Source organism: Colwellia hornerae (genome assembly GCF_007954355.1).
Classification (GTDB): domain Bacteria; phylum Pseudomonadota; class Gammaproteobacteria; order Enterobacterales; family Alteromonadaceae; genus Colwellia_A; species Colwellia_A hornerae.
The window spans coordinates 143,537-161,599 of the sequence record NZ_VOLR01000002.1 but is presented as its reverse complement, the minus strand read 5'-3'; the positions used below and the strand labels follow the sequence as shown (position 1 = coordinate 161,599).

Genomic DNA, 18,063 nt, shown 5'->3' with positions numbered 1-18,063 from the left:
TATGATAGTGACAATTATATTTCTTGACGGTATTTCAGTGAACATACTCAACGCAAAACAGCCCTACCTAACAGTAAGTTTGGTAATTAAAAGATTGCAATTTTTTTTCCTTTTGATACTAACTTCTTTAGCCTTACTTAGTCATGCCCAAGCGAACAATCTATTTGAAAGTTCAGCTAAAACGCAACTAGATACCCTAATAGCTCAGCACCACGGTGATGTTATTTATCTAGATTTTTGGGCGTCTTGGTGCGGTCCTTGTCGTAAGTCGTTCCCGTGGATGAATAAAATGCAGAATGATCATCAAGCACAAGGCTTTACTGTGATTAGTATCAACCTCGATACTGAACAAGCATTAGCGGCTACATTTTTACAACAGAATCCAGCCAACTTTGCGGTAATTTATGATGCTAAAGGTGAGCTGGCGCGTTTTTTTAAAATTCAGGGTATGCCCAGTAGTTTGATCATCAACAAGTTAGGTGAGATTAAATACGCACATAGTGGTTTTTTTACCAACAAAGTTTCACAATACCAACAAGAAATTCAACAGTTACTTGCTCTCTAACGAATAATATAAAGAGAATAATGAGGTTTTCAATGAACAATAAATTTAAATATTCACTAGTTTTTGCTGCGGTAACCTTAGCATCGGGTTGCTCAAGTTTAGGAGTCGAACCTTGGGAGCGTGATTTGTTAGCAACAGAGCAAATGGCCTTAACATCTTCGCCAATTGATTCGGCACTTGATGACCATATTTATTTCAGCAAAGAAGCGTCAAGCGGCGGTAAAAGCTTCGGTGGCGGAGGTTGTGGATGCAATTAATTAACGAGAGTAAATCGAAAAAAACCGTCAACAAAAAGAACCTTAAGGCTGCGTTAACCTTAGCAACTACTGCTTTGTTAGGCAGTGTTCAAGTGAGTGCTACCCCTACATCAGTAGCCGCAGAAGAAGATACTTGGTCTTTTGATTCTGCGTTTTTATATTACAGTGAAGCTGATCGTGTTTCAGCAGCAGAAGCTGTTTTTAATGCTAAAAAAACTTACAGCGACGATAGTATTTTAAATTTAAAATTAACGGTTGATGCGTTAACAGGGGCTTCAGCCAATGGCGCGGTTGCCCAGCCCGATGTTCAAACGTTTACTCGACCCTCGGGTAAAGGGGATTATGAAATTAAAGCAGGTGAAACACCGCTTGATGACACTTTTCATGATACCCGTGTACAGCTTAATGCTCAGTGGACGCAAGCACTAGCGCCGAATGTTACAGGCAGTGTCGGTGGCCATCTGTCTAAAGAATATGATTATTTATCTTTAGGGATAAATGGCAATATTGCTTATGATTTTAATAAGAAAAACTCGACGATTTCTTTTGGTTTAAGTCATTTTCAAGATACCTTTACCCCAGAAGGGGGCTTACCTAAGCCTTTTGCTTCTATGCCTTTGGCTTATCATGACAGCGATGATGAAAGCGGCCATGATGCTACTCGAATGGGCAGTGATGATGATAAAACCACCTCTGATATTATGGTCGGTTTTACCCAAGTGATTAATCGCCGTATGGTTACGCAGTTTAACTATTCCTATTCGGTTGTTGATGGCTATTTAACAGACCCTTTTAAAGTGTTAAGTTTGTTAAATAACCAAGGTCTTGCACAAGACTATTTATATGAGAACCGCCCTGATAAGCGCACCAAACAAAGTGTTTTTGCACAAACAAAATATCATTTTGATGAAACTATTTTAGATGTGTCATATCGTTATATGTGGGATGACTGGGAGATAAAGTCTCATACGGTAGATACTCGCTTTTATATTCCATTAGGTAACGGTAGCTATTTAGAGCCACATTTACGTTTTTATCAACAAGGCGCAGCCCAGTTTTATCAACCGTTCTTAATGGAAGATGATGCAACACCTGAGTTTGCCAGTGCCGATTACCGGATTGGTGAAATGACCGCTTATACGGTAGGTTTAAAATATGGTATGAAGTTAGCAGATGGTAATGATTTGTCTTTTAGACTTGAATATTATCGCCAAGATCCTAAAAGTGCCGGACATAAAGCGCCAGGTGCTTTAGCTGATATGGAAATATATCAAAGCATTGATGCAATAATTGCGCAGGTTAGTTATTCGTTCTAAAATGTAGTAATAATCTAAATAATACAAGCCCTTATTTAATCATATAAATAAGGGCTTTATCTTTTTATCAAGGTGACAATTGAAGAAACTTAGAGAAATAAAACTGGCTAAGCGCGCAGACGGATTCTGTATTCAATTTGATGCTATGGCCAGTCAATGTGAGGTTATTATTGAAACCTCTGATCCTGCGCTTGCCAAACAACTTGGTGAACAAGTCAGTACAGAAGTTTGGCGTATAGAAGACAAGTATAGCCGTTACACCTCAGATAGCCTTTGCAGCCAGATAAATCAAAGTCAGGGTAAACCCATCGCTATTGACGATGAGACTTTTGCTTTATTAAACTTTGCTGATACTTGTTACCAACTTAGCGATGGGGTATTTGATATAACGTCAGGGGTATTAAGGAAGGTTTGGTGTTTTGATTGCTCTGATAATATACCTACAGCGCTAGCGATTGCAAAAGTAATGGAGAATGTAGGCTGGCATAAAATAAAATACGATAATCGCCAAATGATTTTACCGATAAATATGGAAATTGATTTCGGTGGTATTGGTAAAGAGTATGCGGTTGATCGCGCCATAGTCTTAATAAATTCAGTAACCGAACAACCGGTATTGGTGAATTTAGGCGGCGATTTAGCGACAAATTCATCAAGAAAAAATGGTCAACCTTGGCAAGTTGGGGTAGAGCACCCTGGTTTTGTCGACAAGAAAACCATAGTCGTGTCATTATTTAAAGGTGCATTGGCAACGAGCGGCGATGCAAAGCGATTTTTAGAGAAAAACGGTCAACGTTACAGCCATATTCTTAATGCGAAAACGGGCTGGCCCATCGAGCATGCACCAAGGTCGATGACTGTTTCAGCACCACAATGTATTCAAGCGGGTATATTGGCGACACTTGCTCAAATGCAGGGCGAAAATGCTGAGCAGTTTTTAGTGGAACAAGGCATTAAGCACTGGGCTATTCGTTAGTTTTTTCAAAAAACCTTTCCATAACTGAATTGATCATCAGTTAAATCGCAAATAGTATGATTTAACGATAAGCTGTGCTTACGTTCATTCTTTCATCGTTGGTGCTGCTCATGACTGCTTGGTATTTTAATCTACTGGCTTGTTTCTTGCTCTTTTTTATTAATGTTTGCGATGCTGCTGTGCAATTGGTGGTACCTGATGTTTATAAATTGATAAAAGTTAATGGCGAAGCCGCAAGTAATGATTTCTTTAGCCAAAATACTGTTGTTGATATAAAACGTGGTGAAAATATTTTGATCGTTCAATATAGCGAGCTTTTTGAAAATTACGATGATGACGACCACGTAACGATAAAGTCTGCTTCACAAGTCATTATATTTACTTTAAAAGAGACATCCCATCAAAAGTACATTATGGTCACGCCAATTATAGCTGATAGCCTTAATGCACGTAAATTTGCTCAATCACCAACAATTGAAATAAAGTCTCTGAATGAAAACTCAGTTCAACAAGACGCTATCTTTGTGCTTAATCAAAGTTTAACTGAATTTAAAGCCGGTTTAGCATTTAAAAAAATAGCAGAACATTCATCACAGCTTGCTGCATCGTCTGAAAATGACAGACAAATTAAAAAATCAAACGATGCTTTAAATAAATTAAAGTTTTGGTGGCGAAATGCAGATAAAGAACAACAAAAACAATTTGTTGAATTTATTGAGCAGAAATAGAATAGTTAACAAACCCTTTATAAATAACTCATTATTGAGAGATAAGATGAAATACCTACTCGTAATTATCATCAGTTTATTTTCATTATGTATCACGGCACAACAATACCCTACTCAGGGTATTGACGTTATTGGTAAAGGGTCGGCAAGTGCAAAGCCTGACAAGTTTACTTTTACTGTGACGATTAGCCAACGTGGCAATGTTGCCAGCAAAGCCAAAGCCTTGGTTGACCAAAAAAGCCAGTTAGTGACCCAAATGTATTTATCAATGGGTATTGCTAAGTCTGCTATTGAATCCGCTCGATTAGAATTAATTCCTCGCTATGAAATACGAGCTAACGTGCCAGCGATAATCGTTCATCAGAGGCTGCCTAACCAAGAGTTTTTCGAAAATAACAAGGCGGAAGCGTTTATTAATGGCAACCAATCAGCAGATAACGCGTTGACTGAGCAAGAAAAAGTTTACTTTGAAGTGTCTCGTACCATTAAGGTGACTTTTAGCGAATTTTCGCGCTATGATCAATTACTCGATAATGTTGTTAAAATAGGTGTTAGCCGTATTTCTCCCCTGCAAACTACAATAATAAACGCTGAAGCTTTGTATCAACAAGCGCTGATAAATGCCTTAAAAAATGCTCATCAAAAAGCCATTACTATTGCCGAGCAAATAGGCGTTACATTAGGTGAAATTTCAAATTTGACCGAGTCTGCCTACCACACGCCAAGCTCTTATGCTATGGCAGGTAAAAGTAACGCCGGCTTTAATTCACTGGTAGCAGAAAATAATGTTACCGCACAAGTGAGTGTTACTTTTGCGATAAAAACCGAAAAATAACCCGGCAGTTGAGGTGAATAGCAGCAATATAAGTTAAAAGTGCATAAAATCTGTAATAATTGCTTTAACTTCGCGGGTTATCGGGTTATGTTATGCGTTTTTTGACCATCACTTATCTTTGATAAACAGAAGAATACCGGTATTTATGAATAAAAATGATTTATATCAAGAACTTTACCAACAAGTTGATGCTTTAATCAGTGATGAACCTGATATTATTGCTAACATGGCAAATATTAGCGCGTTACTTTTTGAGCACTTATCACAAGTGAACTGGCTTGGATTTTATCGTTTAATTGATAATGAACTAGTCTTGGGTCCGTTTCAGGGTAAAGTGGCTTGTATTCGTATTCCTGTTGGCACAGGAGTTTGTGGTACTGCAGTTAGTCAAAGCACCACACAGCGTATTGCCGATGTTCATTCGTTTGATGGTCACATTGCTTGCGATGCAAGCAGTAATTCAGAAATTGTTATTCCGGTAAAAGTCGGTGACAATATCATTGCTGTTCTTGATATAGATAGCACAGCCTATGATCATTTTGATGAAATTGATCAACAAGGTTTGGAAGCAATAATTAATTTATTTGAAAATATGATCATCAAGCATGGCGTGTTAAACTAATGAAAGAAATTATCGTTATTCATGATTATCTCGTTAGCGAAAGTATTGTCGGTGACTGGGATGGCCAAGAAGAATTCGTTGCCGAACGAATAAATGAAATTTATCATCTGATTTATGATTTAGCCGAAGAAGATATTGAACCAGAGATATTAGCGCAATTATTATCTTTGGTTTGGGACACTTGGATTTGCCAAGAATCACTACCTGATATAGATAGTGAAGATATTTATGACTGGTGCCAACATTTGTTGGATAACCGTGAACAGTACCTTCAAGATTTAACCTCTTAGATTTAAGAATTTTTAAAAAGTTGTATTTATGGACACTAAAATAGTAAACGAAGTGAGCAAAACAGAAATGAGTAATACTGAAACTGAAGTAACTACTGACGTTGCAGTTGATACTGACGTTGCACAACAAACACCAGTAGCAGCAGAGCAAGAAACTGAAGTTAAACGGTTAAGCACAAAAGAAATTATTGCTTATTTAGCGGATAAATTTCCTAAGTGTTTTTCGGTTGATGGTCCTGCTAAAGCGCTTAAAATTGGCATCTTTCAAGATTTGTCTGCTAATTTAGCAGAAGATGGCACGGTAAGTAAAACTCGCTTACGCCAAGCATTAAGACATTACACCAGCAGCTGGCGTTATTTGAAAGCGGTTAAGTTGGGTAATTTTCGTGTCGATATCGATGGTAACGACTCTGCTGAGATCGATCAAGAGCAAGCTGACTACGCCAGTAAGACACTAAAAGAAAGCCAAGACAAATTTGGTAACAAAAACAAACACGACAAAGCAAGCAAAAAGCCTTATAAAGGATCTAAGCTTAATAAGTCAGACAATCCAACCGAAGCAAAACCGTCTGCTCACAACCCAGAAGCAAAGCAAGAAAAACAAGCTAAGTTTAAGTCGGTTAAATCAACTAAATCGACGCATACCAAAGCAGAAGTTAAACTTGTTCCTGTTGAAGACAGCGCAGTCGTTGTTGGTAAAAGCGTTAAAGTTAAATTAGGCAATTCGCCTATGAACGCTATTATCACTGAAGTTGCTGGTAAGGATGTGAGTGTACAATTAAATTCAGGAATGGTTGTTAAGACGCAAATTAAAAATATATTTACTGAATAAATTGGAGTGTTTTGGGCATGCTAAAAATTTGTCGTATCGCAATTGCCGTTTCTTTGTCGCTATCAGCAATAAACATATTTGCTGTCGAAAATCTTGATAAGGTAGAAACGCTACCCATATTGGCGCCTGAAAGCCAGCATGCCACATCGAGTAAACGCGTCACTGCGCAGTTTACTCGAGCTCATTACTCTAAAGTTAACATGGATGATGCGCTCTCTGAAAAAATATTTGATCGGTATATAAAGCAACTTGATTATGCTCGAAATGTTTTTTTAGCGACCGATATAGAAGACTTTCAAAAATATCGCCTTGAATTTGATCAAATCATTGCCCGTGGTAAGTTAGACGTCGCCTACGAAATCTTTAACTTAAACTTACAAAGACGTGCCGAGCGTTATGAATATGCATTAAGCCTTTTAGCAAAAGAACCTTTCGACTTTACCATAAATGAAGTTTATAACTTCGACCGTGAAGAAGCTGATTGGCCAAAAGGTATCGCACAATTAAATGAATTATGGCGATTAAAGGTCAAGTACGACGCACTGAATTTAACTTTGGCGGGTAAAGAATGGCCTAAAGTGCAAGAAGTTTTAGGCAAGCGCTACCGTTATGCGATTAAAAGATTAAAACAAAGTGAAAGTGAAGATGTTTTTCAAGTCGTTATGAATAGCTTTGCTCGCGTTGTTGAACCTCACACCTCTTATTTATCACCAAGAAATGCTGAAAAATTTCAAATGGACATGAATCTGTCTCTTGAAGGTATTGGCGCGGTTCTTAGAGCCGAAGAAGACTATACGGTTATCAATAGTGTTGTTCCTGGTGGTCCTGCAGACAAGTCAAAAGAAGTTAAACCTAAAGACCGAATCGTCGGTGTTGCGCAAGACGATGACAAATTTGAAGATGTTATCGGTTGGCGTTTAGATGATGTTGTTGATTTGATCAAAGGGCCTAAAGGCACCAAAGTTCGTTTACAAATTTTGCCAGCAGAAGCTGAAGATGACGCTGTTATTAAGGTTGTTACTATTGTTCGTGATAAAATAGTCCTTGAAGACAGAGCCGCAAAGTCTGAAGTATATTTCGAAACGAAAGGTGATGAAAAGTCAAAAAAATTAGGCATTATTACTATACCTAGCTTTTACAATAATTTATCACGTGACGTGAACAAAGAGCTCGATAAACTTAAAGCCGAACAAGTTACTGGTATTATTATTGATTTACGTGGTAATGGCGGTGGTTCATTGCGTGAAGCAACATTATTAACAGGGTTGTTTATTGATAAAGGCCCTGTTGTGCAGATACGCGATGGCGCAAACCGAGTACAAGTCAATAGCGATGAAGACGGTGTCAGTTCTTATGACGGCTCATTAACTGTGATGGTCGACAGGTACAGTGCTTCTGCCTCTGAAATTTTTGCCGCGGCGATTCAAGATTATGGCCGTGGCGTAATTGTTGGCGAACATACCTTTGGTAAAGGCACTGTTCAACAACACCGTGGCCTAGGGCGAGTGTATGACCTTTATGATAATCCATTAGGTAGTATCCAATTTACCATCGCTAAGTTTTACCGTATTAATGGTGGTAGCACTCAGCATAGAGGCGTCTTACCCGATATTTCTTTTCCAACGGCCGTTGACCCAGAAGACTGGGGAGAAAGTCGTGAAAAAAATGCTTTACCTTGGGATCAAATCCCTAAAGCAAGTTATCAACCTTTAGGCAACTTATCGGCCGACTTAACTTACCTAAATTCACTGCACAGTGAACGTGTTAAAGTCAATCGGGAGTTTAACTATTTGCTTGATGATATTGCGGTTTATCAAAAGGAGAAAGATGATAAAACGATCTCTCTTAAGTTAGATGAACGTAAAGCAAAACGTGAAGATCGAAAAGCCAAGCAACTCATACGTGTTAACGAACGACTGGTTGTTATGGGCAAAGAGAAAGTGAAATCACTGGAAGATTTACCCGACGAATTAGAAGAATTAGATCCGTTTTTAGATGAAACAGCTAAGATTACTTTTGATTTGATTTCCTTGGGTAAAGTGGCTAAAAAATAATTAGCACCGACTCAAAAAGCCGCTTAATTGCGGCTTTTATGTAAGAAAAAAGGCTAAATCAATTTTCTCTATAGATTAGCCTTTAGGCGTTACCCTGACTTTTAGGGGTTTGTGATTAATATCAACTTGATTAGTGTTGTGTTATTTTTCCTGATGAAAAATAGCTCTGATACTTAATTAAAGCGGTATAAACATTAAAAATTATAACTATAAAAAACTTAAGGTCAGCATCGCACATGACAGAGCTAGAAAAAAATAACCAAACAGTAGTAACCAACACCCATAAAGAACCAAGTATGCTTGATGCTTTAATTCCTCTTTTTGCATTAGTTGTTATGTTAACGACAGCCGTTTTGTACTTTGCCGACAACTCATCTTATGGCCCTAACCAAATTGCTTTATTACTCGCGATGGGAATAGCGATTGTTATTGGTATCAAAAATGGTTATACGTGGCAGTCGATTGAGAAGTCAATTGTCGGCGGTATTTCTATTTCTCTGGGAGCCATTTTAATACTATTAGCGGTTGGCTCATTAATAGGGACTTGGTTACTTTCCGGGACCGTGCCAACGATGGTTTATTATGGTTTACAAATTATTGACCCAAGTTGGTTTTACGCCGCCGCTTGTGTAGTTTGTGGTATTGTGGCCATGAGCATTGGTAGTTCTTGGACTACTGCGGCAACGGTAGGTGTTGCCTTTATCGGCATAGCTAACGGTTTTGAAATGTCGACTGCTGTTACGGCGGGGGCTGTTATATCAGGTGCTTATTTTGGTGATAAATTATCGCCATTGTCTGAAACGACTAACCTTGCTCCAGCGGTAGCGGGCAGTGAATTATTTGAACACATTCGTTATATGTTGTGGACCACCATACCTTCTATTAGCATAGCGCTGGTGTTGTTTCTTATTATTGGCTTTGATCATTCTTCAAACGTAACCGGCGATACCGCAAGTATTGACGCTTTGCTAACCACACTTGATGCCACTTATAATATTTCGATACTGAATCTTATCCCACTCTTTATCTTACTTTATTTAGCTTTTAAGAAAGTCCCCGCATTTCCAGCTGTGGCAATTGGTGCCTTGATTGGCGCTGTTTGGGCGTTAATTTTTCAACAAGAGCTTATTTTGAACATGGCTGCAGAAGGTGTTAGTGGTGTTAAAGCTTACATTATGGTGGTTTGGACGGCATTTTTTGATGGCGTAGTAGTCAATACCGGCAATAAACAAATTGATGAATTGCTAAGTCGTGGTGGTATGTCGAGTATGCTCAACACCATTTGGTTAGTGATGTGCGCGTTAAGTTTTGGTGCGGTGTTAGAGCATCTAGGTATGCTGAATAAATTTGTTAAGGCGATTTTATCAACCGCTAAATCAACGGGCAGTTTAATTGCCAGTACCGTTGCAACCTGTATTGGTACTAATTTAATTACAGCCGATCAATATATGGCGATCGTTATGCCTGGTCGTATGTTTAAAGCTGAATTTAAACGCCGAGGGTTTCATCCAACACTATTAAGCCGTACGTTAGAAGATTCAGGTACCATTACTTCACCGTTAATTCCATGGAACACCTGTGGTGCCTTCATGTTTGCGGCATTAGCATTAACATCATACGATTATATCTTTTACTGCTTTTTTAATTTAATTAACCCAGTACTAGCTATTATTTATGGTTACACCGGCTTTAAAATTAAAATGTTAGCAACAACCAGTGATGAAGCACTAAAGAGCTAACATCAAAGACAATTGTGATAAAAAGAGGATGATTCATCCTTTATTTACGCTTAATATCGACTTAATATAAAGCCTGTTTTTGCAGGCTTTATACTTTTTAAAAGGATACTCTTATGACTGACTTCACCGCACGGTATTTATCTGATTACCAAGTTTCAAATTTCTCTATTGCTACCGTCGATCTGACCTTTGAACTTGCTGACACCGCGACTATAGTGACCAGCACTATGGCGATAAAACGTGAAAATAAAAACGCTAAGCAATTAGTACTTGATGGTGAGCAACTTAAACTTGTTTCACTACAAATTAATCAACAAGACTTACCTGAAAGTTATTATCAGGTCAGTGACACACAGTTAGCGCTAGATATTAGCGCTGATGAATTTATTTTAACGATAGTGACTGAAATTGACCCACTTAATAACACCTCACTTGAAGGCTTATTTAAGTCGGGCGGCGCTTTTTGTACGCAATGTGAAGCGGAAGGTTTTAGACGGATAACTTATTATCTAGATCGCCCTGATGTAATGTCGACCTTTTCAACCAAAGTTATCGCTGATAAAAAAAGTTATCCTTATTTGTTATCCAACGGTAATAAAACTGCAGCGGGTGATCTACCACAAGGTAAACATTTTACTTGCTGGCAAGACCCGCACCCAAAACCTTGTTATTTATTTGCTGTAGTTGCCGGTGATTTTGACTTACTTGAAGGTAGCTTTACCACCCAAGATAAGCGAAACGTCGCATTAGAAATATTTGTTGATAAAGGCAATTTGCCTAAAGCTCATCATGCCATGGCATCACTAAAGAAATCGATGCTTTGGGATGAAGAAACCTTTGGTTTAGTTTATGACCTTGATATTTACATGATTGTAGCTGTAGACTTCTTCAATATGGGCGCTATGGAAAATAAAGGCTTGAACGTTTTTAATTCAAAATTTGTTTTAGCAGATAATGAGAGTGCCACTGATACAGATTTCTTTAATATTGAAGCTGTGATTGGCCATGAATATTTTCATAACTGGACAGGCAACCGAGTCACTTGTCGCGATTGGTTTCAATTAAGTTTAAAAGAAGGCTTAACAGTATTTCGCGATCAGCAGTTTAGCGCTGACATGCACAGTGCACCAGTAAACCGCATTAAAAACGTAAGATTGTTACGCTCAAAACAGTTCGCTGAAGATGCCGGACCGATGGCTCATCCTATTCGCCCTGAAAAAGTACTGGAAATGAATAATTTTTACACCTTAACCGTTTATGAAAAAGGTGCTGAAGTCATCCGCATGATCAATACCCTATTAGGAGCAGCCAAATTTAGAAAAGGCATGGATTTATATTTTGCCCGCTTCGATGGTATGGCCGTCACTTGTGATGATTTTATTAATGCGATGTCTGATGCTTCGGGTGTTGACTTAGTCTTATTTAAAGCCTGGTACCATCAGTCGGGTACCCCTATTTTATCTGTTGAAGAAGGTTTTTCAAACGAACAGTACCAATTGACGTTGACTCAGACAAACCCCAGTCAAAAAGACGGCAGCGAGGGTAAAGCATTACATATCCCTGTTGCTATTGAACTCATTGAAAATAATAAAGTTATTCGACGTCAGTTACTTGAGTTAACGTCCGAGCAGCAAACATGGACTTTTGACAATTTTGTCGAAAAACCTGTACTAGCCGTATTGGCTGATTTTTCTGCTCCAGTTAAACTGTCGATTAACCAAACAGATCAAGAGCTGGCAACCGTTATGGCTTTCGCTGATGATGAGTTTTGTCGTTGGGACGCTGGTCAGCAATTGATGTTGAATTATATTAAAGCGTTAATCGATGACAGTAGCTTTGCGCTGCCAAACAGTTTGTTAACCACCTACCAAGCTATTTTTGATGCAAATACCGACAATGCCTTTAAAGCCGAACAACTATCGCTGCCTAGTTTTGATGAAGTCGTTGCCGAAATAGCACAGGTTGATCCCATTAAAGTGGTTAATGCTATTGCCGCGGTGAAGTTGTTTTTAGTGACAGGTTTAACCGCTAGTTTTGAGAAAACCTTTATTGATAATAAAGCCTCTGCCTATAAATACAGCGGCGAAGAAGTTGGTCAACGCGCACTAAAGAATGTTTGTTTGTCTTATTTATCGCTACTCGAACAGCAGCAGAGCAAAGTAGTAGAACAGTATCAATCCTCAGATAACATGACCGATACTTTAGCGGCGTTAGCCTGCTCAGCAGACAATAATTTAGTTGACTTAGCTGGGCAGTTACAACATTTTGAACAAAAATGGCATAGTACTGCGTTAGTTATGGATAAGTGGTTTAGTCTTGCAGCCCAGCAATGTAGCACGAATATTTTCAGTTCACTCGATCGCTTATTAGCTCACCCGTTATTTAGTTTGAAGAATCCAAACCGGGCTCGTTCATTAGTCGGCAATTTCAGCGTCAATAACCCGCGTTATTTTCATTGTCAGTCAGGGCAGGGGTATCAGTTTCTTGCTGAGCAAATTGCCTTGTTGAATGAGATAAACCCGCAGGTTGCTTCAAGGCTGATTACTCCCCTTATTCAATTTAGATCATTTGATCTACCTAGACAGAAATTGATGCGGGCAGAATTAGAGAAGTTGACTACACTTAAAAACTTATCAAAAGACTTAAAAGAAAAGCTTGATGCAGCCTTAGCGGGCTAATTTTTTATGAAATATTTCTTTTCAATAAATATGACCGCTGCTGAGTTTTATCCCTATTACGAAGGTAAAGCTCAGCAGATGGTTGTCACGACAACTCAAGGAGTGCGGGTGCAATTTCCAGCAATGCATATGCGAAAATATCTATTATCTACTGGTATTAAGGGAGGATTTTGTCTGGAAACTAAAAATAATAAATTTTTATCTGTGACAAAAATGGCATGATTAGAGTATTAGCTTTAAACAGTGGTCGGACCATTTGATGCGTTTGAAGGCTATTGACCTGTTTCGCTGTAACACTTAATACAAGTAACTACTTGTTAAAATCTATATAAAGAATTTTTTGTTTTAAACGCTTGTTTAAAACAGGAGTGTCTGATTCGCTTTTTATTGATTAGAAGTCATTAAAACACAGGGTATTATCAATTGTTTTTACCTCTTGCACCATTGATAAAATGATGCAATTATTGTTTTAGACCACTTATTTCAAATAGTAAGTAGCGATGATAAAAATAAAATATAATCTACACGCTCTGGGGAGAGAATAAATGAAATATAGCCCTCGCAATCGGTTTTACAAAAAACCTTTAGCTGCCAGTATAACCGCTGCACTTGTTTGTTTAGCGACAGTAAGCCAAGTACAAGCAGAGAATTTTACATTAGGCAACTTCGACGTTACTTTTGATTCAACGTTTAGTTACGGTCAAAGTTGGCGTGTAGAAGATCGCAACTGGAATGATAATGTTGGTAAAGCAAATAACTTTAATAATGGTTTTGATTTTAGTAGTTATCATCCATCATTAAATCCAACGCCTGATCAGGCAACTGTATGGAACGGAAAAGGTGGCTATTCAACTAATGGTGATAACGCTAACCTTAACTATGATTCAGGTGATAGTTTTTCGCAGATAATCAAAGGTTCACACGAACTAGAAGTTCGTTATGAAAATTTTGGTTTTTTCGCCCGTGGCATGTATTTCTATGATTTAGAAATGAGTGACGGCGACCGAGCGTGGACTAATCCTTTATCTGGGGTGAATAACGATCCTTGCCGTGACGGCGAAGCAAGTGACCAATTATGTAATGATGTAAGATTACTTGATGCTTTCGTTTATGGTGATTTTCAAGTGGGCGACATGCCGCTTTCAATTCGCGTCGGTCAACAAGTGATCAGCTGGGGAGAAAGTACGCTAATTTCTCACGGTATCAGTGAACTAAATCCAGTTGACATCGCACGCCTTCGCGCTCCAGGCTCAGAATTAAAAGAAGCCTTTATCCCTTTCGGTGCTATTTGGGGATCACTCGGTGTTTCTGAGAACTTCAATATAGAAGCTTTCTATCAGTACAACTGGGAAAAGACAGTATTACCAGCGCCAGGTAGTTATTTCTCAACTAATGACTTTGCTGGTGATGGCGGTCAATTTAACAATGTTCAATTAGGCTTTGCTGGTAACCCTGATATGGACTTAGATTATCTTATTTCAGGTCTAAATCAACTCAGTGCTGCAATTAAAGCAGGTGCTGTTCCTCCTGAAAGTATCGGTTCGGCATATTTAGGTGCCTTTCCAACGAAGCTGACACTTCGTCAAGCTGATGCAGAGAATGAGCCTGAAGATGGTGGCCAATATGGACTGAAATTATCTTGGTTCTTACCTGACTTCAATGATACTGAAGTTAGCCTTTACCACATGAATTACCACAGCCGTCGTCCAATATTTGCCGGTGTCACTGCAGATTTTAGTAATGAAGCTATTGGCCATGATATCGGTATGTTACTTTCAGGTGCTATTACTGAAGAAAATTACACAAACTTAAAAGCCTTCTCACGTGTAGAACTTGATTATGTCGAAGACATTAAAGTTTACGCGATGAGCTTTAACACGGTTTTAGGCACCACCTCTGTTGCTGGTGAAGTCACTTTCCGTCAAGATGAGCCATTGCAAATTGATGATGTTGAGTTATTATTTGCCGCTATGCCACAGCAATTAGCGAATGACCAAGGTCGCAGCGAGCTTGATGGTATTTCTCAAATGCCAGTATTTCAAGGTGGCCAACGTGCCGATGGTTTTGTTTTATCAGATACCTTACAAGCACAAACAACGTTAACCCATCTTTGGGGTCCTACATTTGGCGCCAGTCAATTAACTACCTTAGTTGAAGTGGGTGGTATTAATATTCAAGATATGCCAGACCAAGATGTATTACGATTAAATGGTCCAGGTACTGCACGTAATGGTGGCATTGCCGGTAAAGAAGGTTTAGAAATGGCTGTACAAGACGGTGTTGAAACTAACCCGTTCCCAGATGCATTTGCTTGGGGTTACCGCGCTATTGCTAAGTTAGACTTTAATAATGTTATCGCCGGTATTAACATCTCGCCACGTGTGGTTTTTTCTCATGATGTTAAAGGTACGACACCTGATCCATTATTCTTATTTGTTGAAAAACGTAAGTCAGTCGCTTTAGGTATTAACTTTAATTATCAAAGTCGCTGGTCAGCAGACATAAACTATAACGGTTTTTGGGATGGCGTAGGTACAACCAATCAAATGGAAGACCGCGATTACATTTCATTCAGCATTAAATATTCAATATAAGGGCTAAGTTAATGAGCAATATTATGAAAATTTCACTTAAAAGATTAACATTAGCCTCAGTTGCAGTAAGTTTGGCTATGGTGTCAACAGCAACTTTAGCTAAAGTTTCGCCGACTGAGGTCGCAAAGTTAAGTAAAGAATTAACGCCAATTGGCGCAGTTCGTACTGCTAATAAAGATGGTTCTATTCCTGCGTGGAACGGTGGTATTACCTCTGTTCCTGCTGGATATACTGTGGGTGATCACCACATTGATCCATTTTCAACAGATAAAGTTAAATACACCATTACGGCGGCTAACGTCGGTGAATATAAAGCGATGTTAACCCCAGGTCAGGTTAAATTGTTTGAAACTTATCCTGATACTTATAAAATGCACGTTTACCAATCAAGACGTTCAGCTTCTTACCCTGAGCATGTTTATCAAGCAAGTATTGATAATGCCGGACGTACAGAATTAGTTGAAGGCGGTAATGGTATTGTTAACGCGGCTGTTGGTATCCCATTTCCGGTCCCATCTGATGGTTTGGAAGCTATTTGGAATCATATTTTACGTTATCGTGGCGAAGCCTTGACACGTGAAGGTGGTCAAGCAGCTCCTACCGCTTCTGGTGATTATACTTATTTAGGTTTTGATGATCAGCTAATGATCCCATATGGGGTAAAAGGCGCTTCAGCAGATAAGCTTAAAGAAACTAATATTTTGTTTAAATTTAAGCAAAAAGTGACTGAGCCGGCACGTTTAGCGGGTACCGCATTATTAGTTCATGAAACAATGAACCAAATACAGACACCACGTCAAGCTTGGACATATAACACCGGACAACGTCGTGTTCGTCGTGCGCCAAATGTTGCCTATGACACGCCAGGCACAGCGTCTGATGGCTTACGTACCACAGATGATTTCGATATGTTTAACGGCGCTCCTAACCGTTATAACTGGACATTAAAAGGGAAACAAGAATTATTGATCCCTTACAATGATTACCGTTTACACAGTGATTCATTAAAATATGCTGATATCTTAATGCCAGGTCACATTAACCCTGAACATGTTCGTTATGAAAAACATCGTGTATGGGTTGTCGAAGCTAACTTGAAATCAGATACACGTCATACCTACAAAAAACGTGTTTTCTTTATTGACGAAGATAGCTGGCAAATTGCGGTAACCGATATATATGATAACCGTGACGAGTTATACCGTGTTGGTGTTGCTCATGGTTTGAATTATTACGAAGTTCCTACACAATGGTCTACACTTGAAGTGTTCCATGATTTACAGTCGCGTCGCTACATAGCTATGGGCTTAGATAATGAAGCTAAAATGTATGACTTCTCAGCTGAATTAGATGATATATCATTTACTTCTTCAGCATTAAGACGTGAAGGGCGTAGATAACCGCTAGGTTTTAAAAACTTATAACGGCTGACAACGGTCAGTCGTTATACATTAAGAGATAAGAAACTTTAACGATGTCATGGATGATGTGAGCAAAGTAACACTTTAATTATTAACGAATGAGAAACCTTTTTTATGCAACGTTTGTTGGCTTTCCTTTTTAGCGCTTTATTCTTCCTCAATGCTTTTTCACAGCAACTTCCTGCTATGCAAGCACCCTTAGCCAGTAAATCACTTATGCTTGATATTTTTAAAATCAACGATAAACAGCTGGTTGCTGTAGGTGAACGTGGTCATATTTTACTTTCAAATGACGCAATTACTTGGCGTCAAGCTAATGTTCCCGTTCGGACGACCTTAACTGCAGTATATTTTATTGATGCTTCCCATGGTTGGGCTGTTGGGCATGACGCGACGATATTATTTTCTGGAGATGGCGGTGAGAACTGGCAAGTACAACAATATTTACCCGCGCAACAAAAACCTTTACTTGATATAACCTTCAAAGATAAAAATGAAGGCATAGCGATAGGCGCATATGGTCAGCAATACCGCACCAATGATGGTGGTGAAAATTGGACCTTTGAATTTCATGGTGAGTTTTTATTTCCCGAAGACTTAGCTTACCTCGAAGAATTAAAAGAACAAGATGAAGAGGCTTACCTCGATGAGCAAGGCAGTATTCTTGCCCACTTTAACAGTATCTTTAAAGACGGTCGTACCCTTTATATGGTCGGCGAAGTAGGCTTAATCGCCAAGAGTAATGATTTTGCCGAAAAATGGTTGCCGTTTGATAAAATATATCAAGGTTCATTTAATGACATTGCTCGTACTCAGCAAGGAAATTTATTAGTTGTTGGCTTGCGTGGTAATATTTTTCGCAGTTTAAAAAGTGGCGCACCTTGGCAACATATTAACACCAAAACCCAAGCCTTATTAAATTCGATAGTGCTCGGTGATAACGGTAGTATTTTTGTCTTAGGAAATAATGGTGTTATTTTAAAAAGTGATGATGACGGCGTTAGCTTTTCTTTAAATATTCAAGCTGACGGTAAAGCGTTAATTAGCGGTGTTTGGTTTAATAATCAGCTGGTCATCGTTTCTGAAGTTGGTCTTAAAGTCGTTGCACTGACTAAGTTAAAATAAACGTAAATCGATAGATACCATTACCGCCAAT

General features: G+C 38.7%; 16 protein-coding genes. All 16 read left to right on the top strand.

The genetic code is table 11. The features are described 5' to 3' along the window. Window position 1: 1 nt before the first annotated feature. Window positions 2–565: a TlpA disulfide reductase family protein gene (locus ESZ26_RS01845; RefSeq protein WP_146797268.1), complete on the top strand. Its 564-nt coding sequence runs from the start codon at window positions 2–4 to the stop codon at window positions 563–565. 32 nt (window positions 566–597) lie between these two features. Beyond that, the gene (locus ESZ26_RS01840) at window positions 598–822 is read left to right on the top strand and encodes a DUF4266 domain-containing protein (RefSeq protein WP_146797271.1); all 225 of its coding nucleotides are present in this window, start codon (window positions 598–600) and stop codon (window positions 820–822) included. Continuing rightward, window positions 813–2,138 carry a DUF3570 domain-containing protein gene (locus tag ESZ26_RS01835; protein WP_146797274.1) on the top strand — a complete coding sequence of 442 codons (1,326 nt, stop codon included), beginning with the start codon at window positions 813–815 and terminating at the stop codon, window positions 2,136–2,138. The genes ESZ26_RS01840 and ESZ26_RS01835 overlap by 10 nt, the downstream gene beginning before the upstream one ends. A gap of 79 nt (window positions 2,139–2,217) precedes the next feature. After that, window positions 2,218–3,114, top strand: a complete 897-nt coding sequence (locus ESZ26_RS01830; RefSeq protein ID WP_223271546.1) for an FAD:protein FMN transferase — start codon at window positions 2,218–2,220, stop codon at window positions 3,112–3,114. Window positions 3,115–3,224: 110 nt separating this feature from the next. Next, a complete protein-coding gene (locus tag ESZ26_RS01825; RefSeq protein WP_146797277.1) occupies window positions 3,225–3,842 on the top strand; it encodes a DUF2057 family protein in 618 nt (205 codons plus the stop codon). Window positions 3,843–3,888: 46 nt separating this feature from the next. Further along, window positions 3,889–4,677, top strand: a complete 789-nt coding sequence (locus ESZ26_RS01820) for an SIMPL domain-containing protein (protein WP_170246285.1) — start codon at window positions 3,889–3,891, stop codon at window positions 4,675–4,677. A 145-nt stretch (window positions 4,678–4,822) separates the two neighbouring features. After that, the gene (locus tag ESZ26_RS01815; protein ID WP_146797283.1) at window positions 4,823–5,299 is read left to right on the top strand and encodes a GAF domain-containing protein; all 477 of its coding nucleotides are present in this window, start codon (window positions 4,823–4,825) and stop codon (window positions 5,297–5,299) included. Further along, a complete protein-coding gene (locus ESZ26_RS01810) occupies window positions 5,299–5,589 on the top strand; it encodes a hypothetical protein (protein ID WP_070376584.1) in 291 nt (96 codons plus the stop codon). The genes ESZ26_RS01815 and ESZ26_RS01810 overlap by 1 nt, the downstream gene beginning before the upstream one ends. A 28-nt stretch (window positions 5,590–5,617) precedes the next feature. Beyond that, complete coding sequence (proQ, locus tag ESZ26_RS01805) at window positions 5,618–6,421, top strand: RNA chaperone ProQ (RefSeq protein ID WP_223271545.1); 804 nt, start codon at window positions 5,618–5,620, stop codon at window positions 6,419–6,421. A gap of 17 nt (window positions 6,422–6,438) precedes the next feature. Next, on the top strand, window positions 6,439–8,475 hold the full coding sequence (gene prc, locus ESZ26_RS01800) for a carboxy terminal-processing peptidase (protein ID WP_146797286.1): 2,037 nt from the start codon (window positions 6,439–6,441) through the stop codon (window positions 8,473–8,475). Between the two features lie 236 nt (window positions 8,476–8,711). Next, complete coding sequence (nhaC, locus tag ESZ26_RS01795) at window positions 8,712–10,214, top strand: Na+/H+ antiporter NhaC (RefSeq protein WP_146797288.1); 1,503 nt, start codon at window positions 8,712–8,714, stop codon at window positions 10,212–10,214. A 113-nt stretch (window positions 10,215–10,327) separates the two neighbouring features. Next, window positions 10,328–12,892, top strand: coding sequence for an aminopeptidase N (gene pepN, locus ESZ26_RS01790; protein WP_146797291.1), 2,565 nt, complete (start codon window positions 10,328–10,330; stop codon window positions 12,890–12,892). A gap of 6 nt (window positions 12,893–12,898) precedes the next feature. Further along, complete coding sequence (locus ESZ26_RS01785) at window positions 12,899–13,114, top strand: DUF2835 family protein (protein ID WP_146797294.1); 216 nt, start codon at window positions 12,899–12,901, stop codon at window positions 13,112–13,114. Window positions 13,115–13,437: 323 nt separating this feature from the next. Next, on the top strand, window positions 13,438–15,486 hold the full coding sequence (locus tag ESZ26_RS01780; protein ID WP_146797297.1) for a DUF1302 domain-containing protein: 2,049 nt from the start codon (window positions 13,438–13,440) through the stop codon (window positions 15,484–15,486). 23 nt (window positions 15,487–15,509) lie between these two features. Then, window positions 15,510–16,886 (top strand): DUF1329 domain-containing protein, encoded by a 1,377-nt coding sequence (locus ESZ26_RS01775; RefSeq protein WP_146797300.1) that lies wholly within the window; start codon window positions 15,510–15,512, stop codon window positions 16,884–16,886. 135 nt (window positions 16,887–17,021) lie between these two features. Then, entirely contained in the window at window positions 17,022–18,032 is a 1,011-nt protein-coding gene (locus ESZ26_RS01770) for a WD40/YVTN/BNR-like repeat-containing protein (RefSeq protein WP_146797303.1), read from the top strand. Window positions 18,033–18,063: the final 31 nt, after the last annotated feature.